This window comes from Halopelagius fulvigenes, from assembly GCF_055398025.1.
In genome coordinates, this window is the sequence record NZ_AP043846.1 from 1788891 (window position 1) to 1804203 (window position 15313).

Below are 15313 nucleotides of genomic sequence, written 5' to 3' on the forward strand. Positions count from 1 at the left end.
CCGCCGCGCGCGTCAGTCGCTCGACCGCCCACCGTCACCGACGGCGGCGAGTGAGCTTCGCCGGTCTCTCCTTCTCTCCACGTCTTCCCTCCTTCCTGCTCTCTGTCGCCTCTCGGTTCCCTTCGTCCGTCAGTCGGCGTCCTCGACGCGCCCGGTGTGACGCTCGAACAACCACTCCCGGAGGGAGAGGCGACGGCGTCGGTTCTCGTCGGGGAACTGGTGTTCGGTCTGACCGTAGTTCAGCAGGGTGACGAGCACCACCCCGCCGAGGGTGTTGCCGACGAGAACCGGGAGCGGAAACTGGACGAGGGCCGTGAGGAGTCCCAACTCGCCGGAGAAGACGACGTAGACGGCGTCGGTGAAACTGACGACGATGTGGTTCAGCCCCGTCGCGGGGATGGTGAAGATGACGAGGTAGACGAGGACGACGCGGGAGATGGAGTCCCGAACCGCGTGTTCGAGCCACACCATCCCGGCGACCAACCACCCGGCGAACATCCCCTTGAACACGAGGTCCCACCACGGCGTCTCGACGCCCTTGGTGCCGATTTCGACGGCGGCGGTGGCGGCGGCCGAGGAGAACACCCCGGTGTTCGCCAGGACGAACGCGCCGACGGCCCCGCCGGTGAGGTTCCCCGCGAGGACGATGACCCACACGCGGAGCACCGACGGAACGCTCGTCACGCGGGTCAACGCCAGCGTGACGGGCGTGAGCGTGTTCTCCGTGTAGAGTTGGTACCGCCCGATGATGATGTAGACGAAGCCGACGGGGTACAGAAGCGGAGCGAGGAGTCCGGCGGCGTCGATACCCTCCGCCGCCGCCGTCATCGAGGCGTAGAAGAAGAAGGTGAGCGTGATGGCGAACCCCGCGGCGAGACCGCTGAGGTAGAGTCGCTCCGTCGGCGCTCCGACCTCCTCGTCGGCGGTGGCGACCACGCGTTGGAATATCTCGTCGGTCGAGAAGCGGTCCCTGACGGCGCCGCCCGCGGCGGGTGCGCCGCTTCGAGCGCGGTCGAACGTGTCTCTGACCGCACTGTCGTCGCGCCCCTGGTCGCGAGAACTCATCCTGTGCCCGTGCAGTCGCGCGCGGCGCGTATCAAAACTGGCCCGCCGCGGCCTCTGTGCGTCCCCCCGGCGGTCGGAGTCCGCACGCCGATACCGAACCCGCAGACCGAGCGTTTCGGTCGCGCTGCGCTCCGTCCGCCCGCCCGAGAATTATCGGATGTGGTAATCAGCGCGACAGAGTTATGTTGGGTATGTGTGAGGTGTTCACGATGTCAGACTCGTTGTTCTCGCGACTCGCCGCGGTACTGCCGTTCGGCGGCGAGCGAACCCGGGCGGATGGTGGCGTCGCCGGACGAAGTTCGGCGGCCCGCCGAGGTTCCCTCGGCGATGTCGCCACCGGTGGCGCACGGACCGTAACGGGAGTTGCGTGTTCGCTCGCACCGGCGCAACTACTCGACGGCGTGGGGTCGCCCGTGTTCGTCCTCGACGCGGACGGACGAGTCGTCGCGTGGAACCGGCCCATCGAGGGGCTCACCGGCGTCTCCGCGGCGGAGGCGCTCGGTTCGCAGCACGCCAGCGAGGCGTTCTACCCCGACGGCCGCCGCGCGAAGACGCTCGCGGACAAGGTGCTCGAAGCGCCGCGCGACGCCGACGAACGGTTCGGCGTCACCCCCGTCGAGGGCACGGTGGCCTTCGAGGATGCGAGCACGATGGTGACCGCCGACGGCGTCGAACGCCACATCCGCTTCGTCGCCCAGCCCATCTTCGATGGCGACGAACCGGTCGCGGTGATGGAAGTCGTCCACGACCGGACGGACACCGTCGCGCGGGACAACGCGTCGCTCGCACTCGTCCACGAACTCCTCGACACCATCGGCGCTCTCGCGGACGGCGACCTGTCGGCGCGCGTCGGGTACGAGGACGAACGCGGCGTCCTCGCCGACGACGTCCTCACCATCGTCCCCGAGTTCAACGCGATGGCCTCCCGGTTCGAACGACTCGCCGACGAGGTGGACGAGAAGGCCGCCCACCTCGGCGAGGCGATAGAGCGCGCGGCGAACGCCGCGACGCGCATCGAATCGCAGGTGAACGAACAGAGCACGCTCCTCGATACGGGCGCGGACGAGATGCAGGACCTCTCTGCGAGCATGGAGGAGATAGCGGCCACCTCCGACGAAGTCGCCACCGCGGCCGAACAGGCCCGGTCCGCGGCGGAGAACGGCCGCGAAGCCGGCGAGTCCGTCCGGACGGCGACCGACAACGTCATCGAAATCTCCGACGACCTACTGGAGAGCGTCACCGAACTCCAAGAGCGGATGGGGGCCATCGAGGAAGTCGTCGAGGTCATCGCGGAAGTCGCGGACCGGACGAACCTGCTGGCGCTGAACGCCAACATCGAGGCGGCGCGGGCGGGCGAGGCCGGCGAGGGCTTCTCCGTCGTCGCCGACGAGGTGAAGCAACTCGCCAACCAGACGCACACCCACACCGAGGAGATAGCCGCGAGCATCGACGAGATTCAGGAACAGGCCGACGTGACCGTGGACGCCTCCGAGCAGTCCCACGAGCAGATTCAGGTCGCCTCCGGCGAGATAGAGGACGTGCTCGGTTCGCTCGAGGAGATAGCCGACGCGGCGGACGCCGCCGCCAACGGCGTCTCCGAAGTCGCGCGCGCGACGGACAGTCAGGCCTCCAACATCGAGGGCGTCACGACGACGATTCAGTCCGCCCAGACGCACGCCAACGACACCGAGGAGGCGTCCGCGGAGATTACCGACGCCACCGCCGACCAGACGATGGCCCTCGACGAACTCACGGAACGCGTCACCCGCCTCTGCGGCGACGCCTCCTCCACGGACGTGGACGTCGACTTCGACGCTCGCGGCGCAAGTTCGGAGGGCGACGAGGCGGCGGTCGAGACGCGCCCGGACGGCGGTCACGCATCGTCAGATGCGGGAACATGTCAGGCGCAGTCTGACGGCGGTCACGCGTCTCCCGACGTGGGAGCACGACAGATGCAATCTGACGGCGGTCACGCATCGTCAGATGCGGGAACACGTCTGACGGAGTCCGACGGAGGCTTCGAGTTCGACGACTGACCCGACGCGACTTCTCTCCGTTCTCTACGTCTCACGCCCCGGAGCGACGCGACTACTGCGACACCGCGCAGGCGTCCGCGTACTCCACGTCCGCCACGGAGTCGATGGGGTCGTCGCCGCAGACGGGGCAGTCGGGGTTCCGCCGGTACGACACCGTCTCGAACGTCGCGTCCATCGCGTCGTAGAAGAGGAGGCGGCCGACGAGGGGTTCGCCCACGTCGAGGACGAGTTTCGCGGCTTCCGTCGCCTGCAGACAGCCGACCGTGCCCGGGAGGACGCCGAGGACGCCCGTCGTCGCGCAGTCGGGGACGGTGCCCGGTTCGGGCGCTTCGGGGAACAGACACCGGTAACAGGGGCCGTCGGGGACGAGCGTCGTCGCCTGCCCCTCGAACTTGTATATCGCCCCGTGGGCGACCGGAATCTCCCGGAGGCGGCAGAAGTCGTTGAGGAGGTAGCGCGTCGGGAAGTTGTCGGAGGCGTCCACCACCACGTCGTAGCCCGGAACGACGTCTTCGACGTTCGATTTGTCGAGTCGCGTCTCGTACGTCTCGACGGTCACGTCGGGGTTGAGTTGCGCCACGAAGTCCGCAGCGCTCTCGACTTTCGGCCGCCCCACGTCGTCGTCGCCGTGAATGACCTGACGCTGGAGGTTGCTCCGTTCGACGGCGTCGTCGTCCACGACGCCGAGGGTGCCGACGCCCGCGCCCGCCAGGTACTCGACGACGGGCGATCCGAGTCCGCCCGCCCCGACGACGAGGACGCGCGAGTCGAGGAGTCGTTCCTGTCCCTCCGGGCCGACTTCGTCCATGATGATGTGCCGGGAGTACCTGTCCAACTGCGTGGAGTCGAGCGAGAGGGGCATACCCCTACGTCGGAAGCGGACCCGGATAACTCCTCCCCGCCCGGTCGGACGTGCCGGTACTCCGGACGGCGAACGCGGCGGCGGCGGAGGCGAACGCACGGGACGCCGAACCGCAGTCGGTTTCAGTCGCCGTCCGAACCTCCCCGTATGGTAACCGAGACGACTCCCAACGAACTGGCGTCGAAACTGGACGCCGACGGAGAGACCGACCTCACCGTCCTCGACATCCGAGACCCCTCGGCGTACGCCGAGGGCCACGTCGCCGGCGCGGAGAACGTCCCCGCTCGACGCCTCTCGGCGGCGACGCTGGATCGCGAGTGGGGCGACGAGGTGGTCGTCGCCTGCTACGTCGGCAAGAGCTCTCGACGCGTCGCCTCGATACTCGATTCGCGCCTCGACGCCGACGTTTCCAGCCTCAGCGGCGGGTTCGACGCGTGGGACGGCCCCACCGAGTCGGCGGACGACTGACCGGCAGGCGATCGACCCGCGGTTCGTCGCCGCGTTTATCCGCTCACCGGACATGTTCCCGCTATGACGATGCAAGCACCTACCGACGCGTCCGCCGGGTCCGTCGGACCCGACGCCGGAGGTGGGTCGTACCTGCGGCGCGCGGGCGCACTCCTCGGGTTGGGCCTCGTCGGCGTCGCCTCCCTCGGGGCGACAGTCGCGCTCACGGGGGCTCTCCCCGACGTTCCCGGATTCTCGACGCTCGCGGTGCTCCTTCTCACCCTCGTCGCTCCGACGGCGTTCCTCATCGTCGCCGTCCTCCTCGGAACGCGGGCGGCCCCCTGCGTCGGGCTTCGCTCCCTCGTCGCCGACCGAGCGACGGACGGGACGCCGGTCCTCCCCGAACTCGGCGATATCGCCCCGTACGCCGTCGGCGCGGGCGCGGCCGTCGGACTGCTCTTGGCGTCGCTCGACGTCGTGTTCGCGCCGTTGGGGGCGACGCCCGCGGTGGAGGGGCGACCGACCTTCCTCCAAGTGTTCGCGTCGGTTCCGGTCAGGTTCCTCTACGGCGGCATCACCGAGGAACTCATCCTCCGGTGGGGGGTGCTGTCCGCCGTCGCGTGGGTGGGGTGGCGCGCCACCGGCGGCGTCCGCCGACCCGGACCGACCGTGATGTGGCCCGCCATCGGCATCACCGCCCTCCTCTTCGGTCTGGGCCACCTCCCGGCGGTGGCGGGCATCGGGACGCTCACGCCGTCCGTCGTGGCTCGGACAGTGCTGTTGAACGCCCTCGGCGGCGTCGTCTACGGGTGGTTCGCGTGGCGGTACCACCTCGAAGCCGCCATGCTCGCGCACGCCGGCACCCACGTCGTCTTCGTGACGCTGTCGCTTCTGGTCGTCGTGCTCTCCTGACCGTCGCACGGAGCGGTCGCTGGCCGAGCGGTTACGAAAGAAAATTCGGATCGGAGCGGCGCGTTACTTGCCGCGGCGGCGGTTGCTGCTGACGCTCGGGCGGGTGTGTTCCGAACCCTTCCCGCGCTTGCGGAGGCCGCGGTTCGACTTGCCCGAGTTCGTCAGACCGCGGAAGGCGCGGCCCTTGTGGTCGTCGCTGCAGATCCAGTTGAGTTGGTCGTCGTTCTGGATGGCGGGGTGCTCGGGGTCCACGAGAATCACTTCGTGCCACTTCTGGGAGCCGTCTTCGCCGACCCAGTACGACGCGAGGACGCGCAGGTTGGGGAACTTCCGCGAAGCGCGTTCCTCGGCGATGCGCTGGATGCTCTTGCGGCGACCGATGCGGTTGACGCCCTGCCGCTTCGACCGGCGTCCGGCCTTATGGCGCTGCTTGCGCGCGTTCCCCTTGCGGACGGAGACGCGCGCGACGACGATGCCCTGCTTGGCCTTGTAGCCGAGTTCGCGGGCCTTGTCGAGGCGCGTCGGACGCTCGATGCGCTCTATCGCGCCCTGGTCGCGCCACTCCTGCTTTCGCTGCCACTGCAGCTCGGCGAGTTTGCCGTCGCCGGGCTGCTTCCATGCCTCCTTGATGTGAGAGTAGAAGCTTCGTGCCATAGTTTCACCACGGGCGCTTGCGATTCGGAGGGGCGTTCGACGCTCCTCCACATTTCGTCCCGTTCTCACGGGTGCCCGCTGGCGTGCCCGTCTGACCAGCGAGTTACCGAACGTTCCCTCGGTTCGCCTTTAACGACTTCGAATCCTCGTCCCCGTGCGTGCGAACGCCTGTCGGTGCGTTCGTCGCCGTCCTCCGTCGGGCCGGTTCGCGCGCACGCGAAGAAAAAATAGTCGCCGGGTTCAGCCTTCCATCCCGCTGAACGAGAGACCGCCCTCGATGTACCGTTGGGCGAACAGGTACACGAGCATGATGGGCGCGGCGAACGTGAGCGCGAACGCCGAGAACCGCGCCCACGGGATGGAGTACTCGCTGATGAGCGAGAACAACCCGACCGGGAGCGTGTAGTTCTCCGTCCCGAGGAGGGTTTGGGCGACGACGAACTCCGTCCACCCCGTCAGGAACGTGAAGATGAACACCGTCGCCAGTCCCGCCGCCGACAGGGGGATGATGACTTCGGTGACGACGCGCCACGGCGGCGCGCCGTCCACCACCGCCGCCTCCTCGTAGGAGACGGGGATGCCGTCCATGTACGTCTTCAGAAGCCACGTGTTGAACGGCACCGCCGTCGCCGCGTAGTAGACGGCGAGTGCGAGCTTGTTGTCGTTGATGCCGAACTGGACGTACACCGTGTACAGTCCGATGAGCAGAGCGATGCCGAGTCCGCTCCCCACCTGCGTCATCAACACGTAGACGAACAGAATCTTCCGGCGGAAGATGAACTCCCGCCGCGAGAGGGCGTACGCCGCCGGGACGACGAGGCACAGCGAGATGATGACCGTCGGAATCGCCACGGTGAGGCTGTTCCAGAAGAACTTCTTGAACGTCGAGGGGTTCTCGATGGGTTGGACGCCGAATCCGGGGAACAGTTCGGCCGAACCGAACGCGATTCGCCCGATGGTGCCCGGTTTCAACGCGCTCACGTCGAGGAACACCACCTGCGGCGTGTTGAACACGATGGCGATGTCGCTCGACGGGATATTGAGCGAGATGCTGTACGCCGGGATTATGAGGTCGCCGACGACCCAGAGGAACGGCACCAAAGACGGACTCTCCGGGAACAGTTTCAGACCGCTCGACGAGTAGATGGAGCCTCCCGTCCCCGAGAGCGCCGCGATGAGTATCCAGTAGATGGGAAACAGGAGCAAGAGGACGCCGACGAGTGCGCCGAGCGTCGCGCCCGCCGTCTTCAGCGGTTCGGCGGGCGATATCTCGCCGTTGCGGACGCCCTCGACGGTGTACGCCGCGTCGCGGGCGACTTCCAGCGGTGCGGAGACGACGTCGCGCGCGTCCTCTTTCACCTTCCGACCGACGCCGTCGAAGAGGCTCACGCTTCGTTCACCCCGTCAGCGAGTCGTCCGCGCTTGACGTTCAACCACATGAACGCGCCGATGAACACGACGGCGATGAGGCTTATCGCCGCCCCCCGGCCGTACTGGGAGAACGACAACGCCTCGCGGTAGCCGTACACGACGATGAGTTCGTTCTGCCGCGCCGGGCCGCCCTCGTTGAACACGAAGGGGATGAGGAACTGCTGGAACGACGCCGCGGCGGTCAGAATCGACGCGAACAGCACCGGCTTCTTGATGGAGGGGAGGGTGACGTGGAAGAAGCGCGCGACGTAGCCCGCGCCGTCCACCATCGCCGCCTCGTGGAGTTCGTCGGGGACGTCCTGCAACGCGCTGACTGTGATGATGACCATGAACGGGTAGGCCAACCACGCCTCCGTGACGTTGTAGGCGACGAACGCCATCCACCGGTTGCTGAGCCACGACACCGTCTCCAACCCCAGCATCGCGAGAACCTGGTTCGCGAGTCCGAACTCGGCGGAACTGAAGATGCCGCGCCAGACGGTGATGGTGAAGATGGCGGGCAGACCCATCGGGAGGATGATGAACGAACGCATGAACCGCTTGCCGCGGACCCGTTCGCCGGTGACGACCAGGGCGATAGCCAGACTCAGCGTGATCTTCAGCGTGACGCTCGTGGCGACGAACAGCCACGTCACGCCGAAGGAGTTCCAAAACTGGCCGTTGATCGGCAGGGTGAGGAGCGTCTCGCCGAACAACACGAGGTCGAACGTGCCGCCGAACAGCACCCGGGCGTAGTTTTCGAGGCCGACGAACGCCGCCTCCCCGAACGTCAGCACCGACAGTGCGCCTTCGCCGGCGAACAGGTTCGCGGGCGCGGCGTTCGTAAAGGAGATGCCGAGCAGGTACAGCACCGGAAACAGCATGAACGCCGAGAAGACGAACAGGCCCGGCAGGACGAAGAGGAGCGACACGTCGCTCTTGTCGAGGAACGGCACCTCCTCGACGCGGCGTGCAACGCGTGAAGCAGTGCTCATGGGTCGTCGTTACTCCCAGTTTCCGCGGATTTCCTCGGCGGCCGTCTCCATCGCCTTCGGGACGTCCTTCCCGTTGAACCCCTTCGTCAGCGCGGCCTTCACCGGGTCCCACACCTTGTTCATCTTCGGGTGGGCGGGCATCGGGTAGCCCTGCTGGACCGCCTCGGCGAACCCCTGCACGTTCTCCGGCAGGTCGCCGCTCTCGGCGAGACTCTTCAGCACCGGGATGTTCCCCGTCTCTTCGGCGTTCTTCAGGAGGAGTTCCTCGTTCGTGACGTACCACTCGGCGAAGGCGCGCGCCGCCGCGGCGGAGGGACCGCCCTCGCCCATCTTCTTCGAGAAGTACCAGAGGGTGATTCCGGTGAACGGACTCGGGTCGCCGCCCTCGGGTTTCGGCAGTTTGGCGATGCCGTAGTCGACGCCCTTCTCGTTGAGCGTCGAGAGGTACCACGGGCCGTTGATGGCGAACGCGGCGTTCCCCTCCGCGAAGGCCGACGCCTGCGGTTCGTACGTGGGGTCGTTCGGCATGTACGGCACGAAGTTGTCCACCGCGAACTGGACGCCCTTTACGGTCTCGGGTTTGGCCACGCCGAGTTGCTCCTCCTTGGTGTGGTCGAAGTAGTAGCCGCCGAACGCGTGCGCCCACGCGCTCAGGAAGTAGGGGTCCGCGAAGGGCATCCCGAGGCCGTACTTGTTGTTGCTCGGGTCGTGGTGCTCTTCCATCACGGCCTTCATGTCCGCGACGGTCTGCGGCGCTTCGTCCACGAGTTCCTTGTTGTAGAGGAGGGCGACGGTTTCGGCCGTGTGCGGCAGACCGACGACGTTCCCGTCGTACTGTGCCGCCTCGGCCGCCGCGTCGGTGAACTCGTCGAGGCTCACGTTCAACTTGTCCCCTTGGTCCACGATGAAGCCGCGCTCCATGTAGTCGCCCGCCAAGTCGTGGGCCCACTCGAACGTCTGCGGTCCCTGTCCGGCGGGAATCGCGCTCGTCGTCTTCTTCTGCATGTCCGAGATGTCCGCCCCTTCGACGGTATGCGCTGAGTTCTGATTGAACTGCTTTATCGCGGACTTCCGGGCGGGGAGTTCGGTGTCGGGGAGGGCGTACCACGCCTTCGCGGTTCCGGCGGACTCGCCCGACCCGCCCGCGGTGGACGACTCGCCGCCCGACTGCGCCGTCTGGTCTCCTTGGCTCTGGACGCCCACGCACCCGGCGAGCATCGCGGCGACGCCCGCGGTTCCGAGGCGTTTCAGCAGCGTTCTGCGTTCCATGGTCATGGCTGAACGTGAGATGAATTATTCGTTCACGACTTAACTCATTCGGATTCCTCACTCTTTATCATACGGATGAAGCCGAGGACGGCGGCGTCGGGGCCGAACGCGCCGCACATCGCGTCTCGGTAGCACAGAACGCGAAAAGAACTACGAAATAGTGCATCACAAATACACGCGAGAGGGTAAGAACTATACACCGTCGTACCAAGTCACGGGGCAATGGCAACCGTAACGCTCGATAATCTCAGAAAGGAGTTCGACAACGGGCGCATCGTCGCGGTGGACGGCGTATCGCTCGACGTCGAGGACGGAGAGTTCGTCACCGTGGTCGGTCCCTCGGGGTGCGGGAAATCGACCACACTCCGGATGCTGGCGGGTCTGGAGTCGCCCACGTCGGGGACCATCGAAATCGACGGCGAGGACGTGACCGACGTCCACGCCCGCCGGCGCGACGTGGCGATGGTGTTTCAGAACTACGCGCTCTACCCGCACAAGACCGTCCGCCAGAACATGGCGTTCGGCCTCCGGATGAGCACCGACCTCTCGAAGGCCGAACGCGAGGAACGGGTTCGCGAGACTGCCGAGATGATGGACATAGAGGAACTGCTCAACGACCGGCCGAACGAACTGTCCGGCGGCCAGAAGCAGCGAGTCGCTCTCGGACGCGCCATCGTGCGCGAACCCAACGTGTTCCTGTTCGACGAACCGCTCTCGAACTTGGACGCGAAGCTCCGGACGACGATGCGGACGGAGATACAACGCCTCCAGAACGAACTCGACATCACTGCCATCTACGTGACGCACGACCAGGAGGAGGCGATGACGATGGGCGACCGCATCGCCATCCTCAACGACGGCGTCCTCCAGCAGACGGGCGCGCCGACGGAGGTGTACCGCAACCCGCGCAACGAGTTCGTCGGCGGGTTCGTCGGGTCGCCGTCGATGAACTTCGTCGACGTGGCCGTCGAGGGCGACGGCGGACGCGTCGCCCTCACGAACGACGACGGCTTCGCGTACGAACTGACGGGCGAGGCGGCGCGCGCCGCCTCCGGGACGGGGGTCACCGAGGCGCGCCTCGGCGTCCGCCCGGAGAACGTGACGGTGGCGGAGGACGAGGACGGCCTCCGCGCCACTGTGGAAGTCGTCGAACCGGTCGGCAGCGACAACTACCTCCACTTGGACCTCGGGCCGGACTTCATCGCCCGCGTGGACTCCCACGTCGAACCGTCGAACGGCGACACGATCCGCGTGACGTTCGACCAACGCGACGTCACCCTGTTCGACGCGGAGTCGGGCGAGTCGCTCCTGTGGGAGGAACCGACCGAACGGAAGAAAGCGGCGGCGTAGTCGCCCTCAGTCGTCGGCGTCGGGCGCGCCGACGCTCGGGCTCCGTCGGGGCGGCCGACGCTCCGTCGCCGCCGCCCCCGCTTCTATCATCTCGTACTCGTCCATCAGCGCCACCGTCGCCAGTCGGAGGGCGTGGGGCCACCCCAACGGCGTCGCGCTATCGGGCGTCCCCTCGTCGAACACCTGCTCCGGGAGGTAGCCGTTCCGCAGACAGAGCGACCCGCCGGGGAGGACGTGCCCGAGGAGTTCGCGCGCCGTCGCCGCAAGCGACTCCGCCCGGTCGTCGCCGCGATCCGAGAGGAGGGCGCTCAGACTGGCGGCGGCGTGCGCGCCCCACGCCGTCGAGACGGTCCAAATCTTCTCCGCCCCTTGTTCGCGCGTCCGCCACCCGTCGCCCTCGTAGCGAACGAGTCCCGCCACGTCGCTCTCCTCGGGGTCGCGGTACAGTTCCTCGGTGACCGTCTCGACGTGAGAGACGAGGCGGTCGAGTCGCCGCCCGTCCACCTCGCCCACGTCGGCGTATGCGCGGTGCGCGGCGGCGAGTGCCAGCGCCGCGGAGTCACAGCGCTCGTCGAGTTCGCCCGCCGCGTCGGCGTCGGGGCCGTACTCCCGGAGGGCGTAGATGCCGCGTTCCGGGACCCACAGGTCGTCTACGGCGCGGTAGACGTCCTCGGCGCGGGCGAGCGCTCGCTCCGAGACGCCCTCGATACCGGCCGCCGCCAGCGCGGAGTACGCTTCGAGGAACGTCGCCGCGGTGTGGGCGAACCGGCCCGACGCGTCCTCCCACGCGTTCTGGCACGTCGCGGGGCGGCCGTCGTCGGCCAGCGTGTCGTCCATCCCGGCGAGCGCGCGTTCCAGCGTCGCTCGAACCTCGTCGGCCTTGTCAACGTCGGCGTCCGCGAGGTACGCCGCGAGGAAGGAGACGACGCTGCCGGTCTGGTCGGCTTGGTACTCCACGTCGCCGCCGGCCTCCAGTCGGCCGTTCGCCCAGCCGGGGGCCAACGACCCGTCGAACGGCCAGACGCGGTGCGGCCACGACCCGTCCTCCAACTGCGTCTCGCGGTACGACCGCGCGCTCTTCTCGTGCCACTCCGAGAGTCCGAGGTCGAACCGGCGGTCCGATTCGAGGAGGAACAGCGATATCTCGGAGTCGTCGCGGAACCACGTGTAGCCGTACCCGCCGGAGTAGACGTAGTACGGGTCGAAATCCGGTCCGGCGGTGCGGAGGCCGCGCGGTCCCGACAGGAGCGAGAGGACGCGCAGGTCGGCGGCCACGGCGTCGGCGTGCGGGCCGGAGACGTCGCCGACCTGCGTCTCGGCGGCCCGTTCCAGCGCCGACGCGTCGGCGTACTCCTCGGCGGCGGCCCGAACGGCGTCGAGGGCGTCGGCCCGGGAGCACTCCGCCCGGTCGGTCAGGAGCGTCGCGAACGTCGCCGACCCCTCGCGCGCGGGGAGGACGCCCACCACGTCGCCGCTCAACTGACCCTCCTCGTACCGGTCGTCGGAGACGGGGCGCGGGTACGGGTCGGGGGCGTCGCCCACGAGTCCGCTGAAGTCGCCGAACGCCTCGCCGCGGAGCGTCTCGAACCCCGTCGCGCTGGCGAGGTAGTCGTGCTCCTCGGCGTGGTACACCTCCACGGCGTCGCCGTGGCGGAGTTGGCCGATGCGGGTGTCGCGGCCGTCGGGGGCGAACCCCACGCACGCGACCACGTCGAGTTCGCCGTCGACCTCCGAGACGTCCACGTGCGTCACGTGCACGTCGCCGAGCGTCAGGTCGTACTGCGCGACGACGCCGTGCGGCGTCTCGTGCGTCGTCACGACGAGCGCGGTGTTCCCGTAGTACCGTTGCTCGCCCGTCTCGGCGTCGAACCACGCCGTCTCCGAGTCCGCGGCACCCGCCGGTCGGACGCCCACTCTGGACCGGGCGACGCCCGTCAGCCCGACGAGGGGGTAGCTGAAGTCGCGGAGTCGCCCGTCCTCGTCCACGTGCACCAATCGACCGTCCAGCCCGGAGAAACGGCCGGTCGTCGTCCGACACTCGCCCGGAAACCGCGTCTCGTGGTCCCGGTGACGCTTGTAGTCGTTCAGCGCGTCTCGAAGTTGCATTGGTGGAGCCTCCCCGCCGCAGAGGTATAACTTTTGGTGTAATATTCGTTCACAGATTCATCTCGGAGCGAAACAGTAAACAGGGTCGGCGTGGGCGTGTGGGTATGCACCATCCCGGACCGCCTCGGTTCACGCACGTCGGGTCGCCGGTCGAACTCGCGCCCCGAAATCCGGACGCGACGGCCGCGTTCTCGTGGCGCCTCCTCGACCGGCCCGAAGGGAGCGAAGCGACGGTCGGAGTGGGCCCCGTCGTCCACCTTGACCCCGACGTCCCCGGCGCGTACCGACTGGAACTGGACGCCCCGGACGGCACCCACCGACAGACCGTCCGCGCGTTCCCCGACCCCCGAACGAACGTCCGCGTCGCCGTGGCGGCCGACGAGGTGGCGGTCCCGGCCGAGTCGGTCGATTCCGTCTCCGTCATCGGGCGGTTCAACGACTTCACGATGGGTCGGCACCGCGCGACGTTCGACGAGGACGAGGGTGAGTGGGCCGTCGAGGCGCGCCTCCCGCCGGGCGACCACAACCTCATCTTCGCGTTCGACGACGGCTTCGAACCGTACGCCGACGTGGACGTCTCCGTCGAGGGGCCGGGCCGCCCCCGCGTCTCACTCGACGGCCGACGCGAGGGCGACGAGATAGTCGTCGCCGCGGACGCCGACCCCGCGCCGGACGGTTCCCGACCCGACGTCGAGTTCTACCTCGACGACCGGGACTCCCTCTCGCGGGACGACGTTCTCGTCGCGGACGACGAACTCCGCGTCACAGTCGACACCATTTCCGAACTCACGCGCGTCCACGCCGTCCCGGTCACCGAACGCCACGGTATCGCCGACACCCTCGAACTCGCGGTCGAGGACGGCGAGGCGTCGTTCCGCCGCCCGGCCGACCCGCCGGAGTGGGTCCGCGACGCGACGATGTACCAGATATTCGTCCACGAGTTCGCCGGCGAGACGGTCGAGACGACGTTCGAGGAGATTCGCCGCCGCGTCCCGTACCTCGAACACCTCGGCGTCGACACCCTGTGGCTGACGCCCGTCGTCGAGAGTCCGACCCGCCACGGTTACCACATCACCGACCTGTTCGACACCGCCTCGGACCTCGGGACGCGCGAGGAGTTCGAGTCGCTGGTCGACCGACTCCGCGAGGCGGGCATCCGCGTCCTCTTCGATTTGGTCGTCAACCACACCTCTCGGGACCACCCGGCGTACCAACTCCACGAGGCGGGCGTCGAGGGGTACGAGGACCTGTACGGCCGCGTCCCCGCCGAGGAGGACACCTCCGACGTCGAGTGGGCGGCCGACGGCGCGCCCGCCTACTACTTCAACTGGACGAAGATTCCGAACCTGAACTACGACTCCCTCCGGACGCGGGAGTGGATGCTCGACGTCGTAGACGAGTGGTTGCCCGTCGCGGACGGGTTCCGGTGCGACGTGGCGTGGGGCGTCCCCCACGGCTTCTGGAAGGAGGTTCGCGCCCGCGCGAAGGCGCACGACCCCGACTTTCTCCTCTTAGACGAGACGGTGCCGCGGGACGCCGACTTCCGGGAGAACGAGTTCGACCTGCACTACGACACGGACCTCTACTACGCCCTCCGGCGGATAGGCGGCGGCGAGGCCCCCGCGACGGAACTACTCGACGCCCTCGCGGACTCTGCGCGCCGCGGCTACCCCGACGAGGCAGCCCACATGCGGTACGTCGAGAACCACGACGAGGACCGCTACCTCGCGGAGTGCGGGCCCGACGCCCTCCGCGCGGCGGCGGCCGCGACGCTGACGCTCCCCGGCACGCCGATGATCTACTACGGGCAGGAACGCGGCGTGACCGAGCGACGCGGCACGATGAAGTGGCACGACGGCGACGGCGACTCGACGGCGTTCCACCGCCGCCTCGTCGCCGTCCGCAACGAGGAACCCGCCCTCCGGAGCGACCGCGTCGAACCCGTGACCGTCGACGTCGCGGGCGCGGCGGCCGACGACGTGGTCGCCTACGAACGCGGCGGCGACGGCGACGGCGACGACGACCGACTCGTCGTCGTCCTGAACTTCGGCGGCGACGCCGCGACCGTCTCGCTGGACCGCCCGGTGGCGTCATCGGACCTCGTCTCTGGCGACGAGGTGGCGACGGAGGGCGGCATCCGCGTCGAGGACGCCGTCGTCCTCCGGGCGGAGTAGCGAGAACCGCCCGCCCACGGCGCGTCGAGGGCC

General features: G+C 68.2%; 12 protein-coding genes. 5 read left to right on the forward strand and 7 right to left on the reverse strand.

The window, feature by feature from the left end:
* Nucleotides 1-129: 129 nt before the first annotated feature.
* A complete protein-coding gene (locus tag ACZ522_RS13930; protein WP_379698428.1) occupies nucleotides 130-1065 on the reverse strand; it encodes a formate/nitrite transporter family protein in 936 nt (311 codons plus the stop codon).
* A gap of 209 nt (nucleotides 1066-1274) precedes the next feature.
* Between ACZ522_RS13930 and ACZ522_RS13935 the strand changes: the two genes are divergently transcribed.
* Complete coding sequence (locus ACZ522_RS13935) at nucleotides 1275-3101, forward strand: methyl-accepting chemotaxis protein (RefSeq protein ID WP_379698426.1); 1827 nt, start codon at nucleotides 1275-1277, stop codon at nucleotides 3099-3101.
* A 52-nt stretch (nucleotides 3102-3153) separates the two neighbouring features.
* Here the strand turns inward: ACZ522_RS13935 and ubaA are convergent, their stop codons facing one another.
* Nucleotides 3154-3963 carry an SAMP-activating enzyme E1 gene (gene ubaA / locus ACZ522_RS13940; RefSeq protein WP_379698423.1) on the reverse strand — a complete coding sequence of 270 codons (810 nt, stop codon included), beginning with the start codon at nucleotides 3961-3963 and terminating at the stop codon, nucleotides 3154-3156.
* Between the two features lie 147 nt (nucleotides 3964-4110).
* Between ubaA and ACZ522_RS13945 the strand changes: the two genes are divergently transcribed.
* Together ACZ522_RS13945 and ACZ522_RS13950 are read left to right on the forward strand one after the other, a co-directional pair.
* Entirely contained in the window at nucleotides 4111-4431 is a 321-nt protein-coding gene (locus ACZ522_RS13945; RefSeq protein WP_379698421.1) for a rhodanese-like domain-containing protein, read from the forward strand.
* Nucleotides 4432-4500: 69 nt separating this feature from the next.
* Complete coding sequence (locus ACZ522_RS13950; protein ID WP_464391778.1) at nucleotides 4501-5322, forward strand: CPBP family intramembrane glutamic endopeptidase; 822 nt, start codon at nucleotides 4501-4503, stop codon at nucleotides 5320-5322.
* A gap of 63 nt (nucleotides 5323-5385) precedes the next feature.
* Here the strand turns inward: ACZ522_RS13950 and ACZ522_RS13955 are convergent, their stop codons facing one another.
* The 4 genes from ACZ522_RS13955 to ACZ522_RS13970 form a co-directional block, all read right to left on the reverse strand.
* Nucleotides 5386-5976 (reverse strand): 50S ribosomal protein L15e, encoded by a 591-nt coding sequence (locus ACZ522_RS13955; RefSeq protein WP_379698417.1) that lies wholly within the window; start codon nucleotides 5974-5976, stop codon nucleotides 5386-5388.
* A 240-nt stretch (nucleotides 5977-6216) separates the two neighbouring features.
* Nucleotides 6217-7365, reverse strand: coding sequence for a sugar ABC transporter permease (locus ACZ522_RS13960; RefSeq protein WP_379698414.1), 1149 nt, complete (start codon nucleotides 7363-7365; stop codon nucleotides 6217-6219).
* On the reverse strand, nucleotides 7362-8381 hold the full coding sequence (locus ACZ522_RS13965) for a carbohydrate ABC transporter permease (protein WP_379698411.1): 1020 nt from the start codon (nucleotides 8379-8381) through the stop codon (nucleotides 7362-7364). The genes ACZ522_RS13960 and ACZ522_RS13965 overlap by 4 nt, the downstream gene beginning before the upstream one ends.
* 9 nt (nucleotides 8382-8390) lie before the next feature.
* Entirely contained in the window at nucleotides 8391-9656 is a 1266-nt protein-coding gene (locus ACZ522_RS13970) for an extracellular solute-binding protein (RefSeq protein WP_379698409.1), read from the reverse strand.
* Nucleotides 9657-9872: 216 nt separating this feature from the next.
* Between ACZ522_RS13970 and ACZ522_RS13975 the strand changes: the two genes are divergently transcribed.
* Nucleotides 9873-11000, forward strand: coding sequence for an ABC transporter ATP-binding protein (locus tag ACZ522_RS13975; RefSeq protein ID WP_464391779.1), 1128 nt, complete (start codon nucleotides 9873-9875; stop codon nucleotides 10998-11000).
* Nucleotides 11001-11006: 6 nt separating this feature from the next.
* Here ACZ522_RS13975 and ACZ522_RS13980 read toward each other — a convergent pair whose 3' ends face one another.
* Nucleotides 11007-13106, reverse strand: a complete 2100-nt coding sequence (locus tag ACZ522_RS13980) for a DUF7997 domain-containing protein (protein ID WP_379698403.1) — start codon at nucleotides 13104-13106, stop codon at nucleotides 11007-11009.
* A 104-nt stretch (nucleotides 13107-13210) separates the two neighbouring features.
* Here ACZ522_RS13980 and ACZ522_RS13985 point away from each other — a divergent pair, with 104 nt between their 5' ends.
* The gene (locus tag ACZ522_RS13985) at nucleotides 13211-15280 is read left to right on the forward strand and encodes an alpha-amylase family glycosyl hydrolase (RefSeq protein WP_379698400.1); all 2070 of its coding nucleotides are present in this window, start codon (nucleotides 13211-13213) and stop codon (nucleotides 15278-15280) included.
* Nucleotides 15281-15313: the final 33 nt, after the last annotated feature.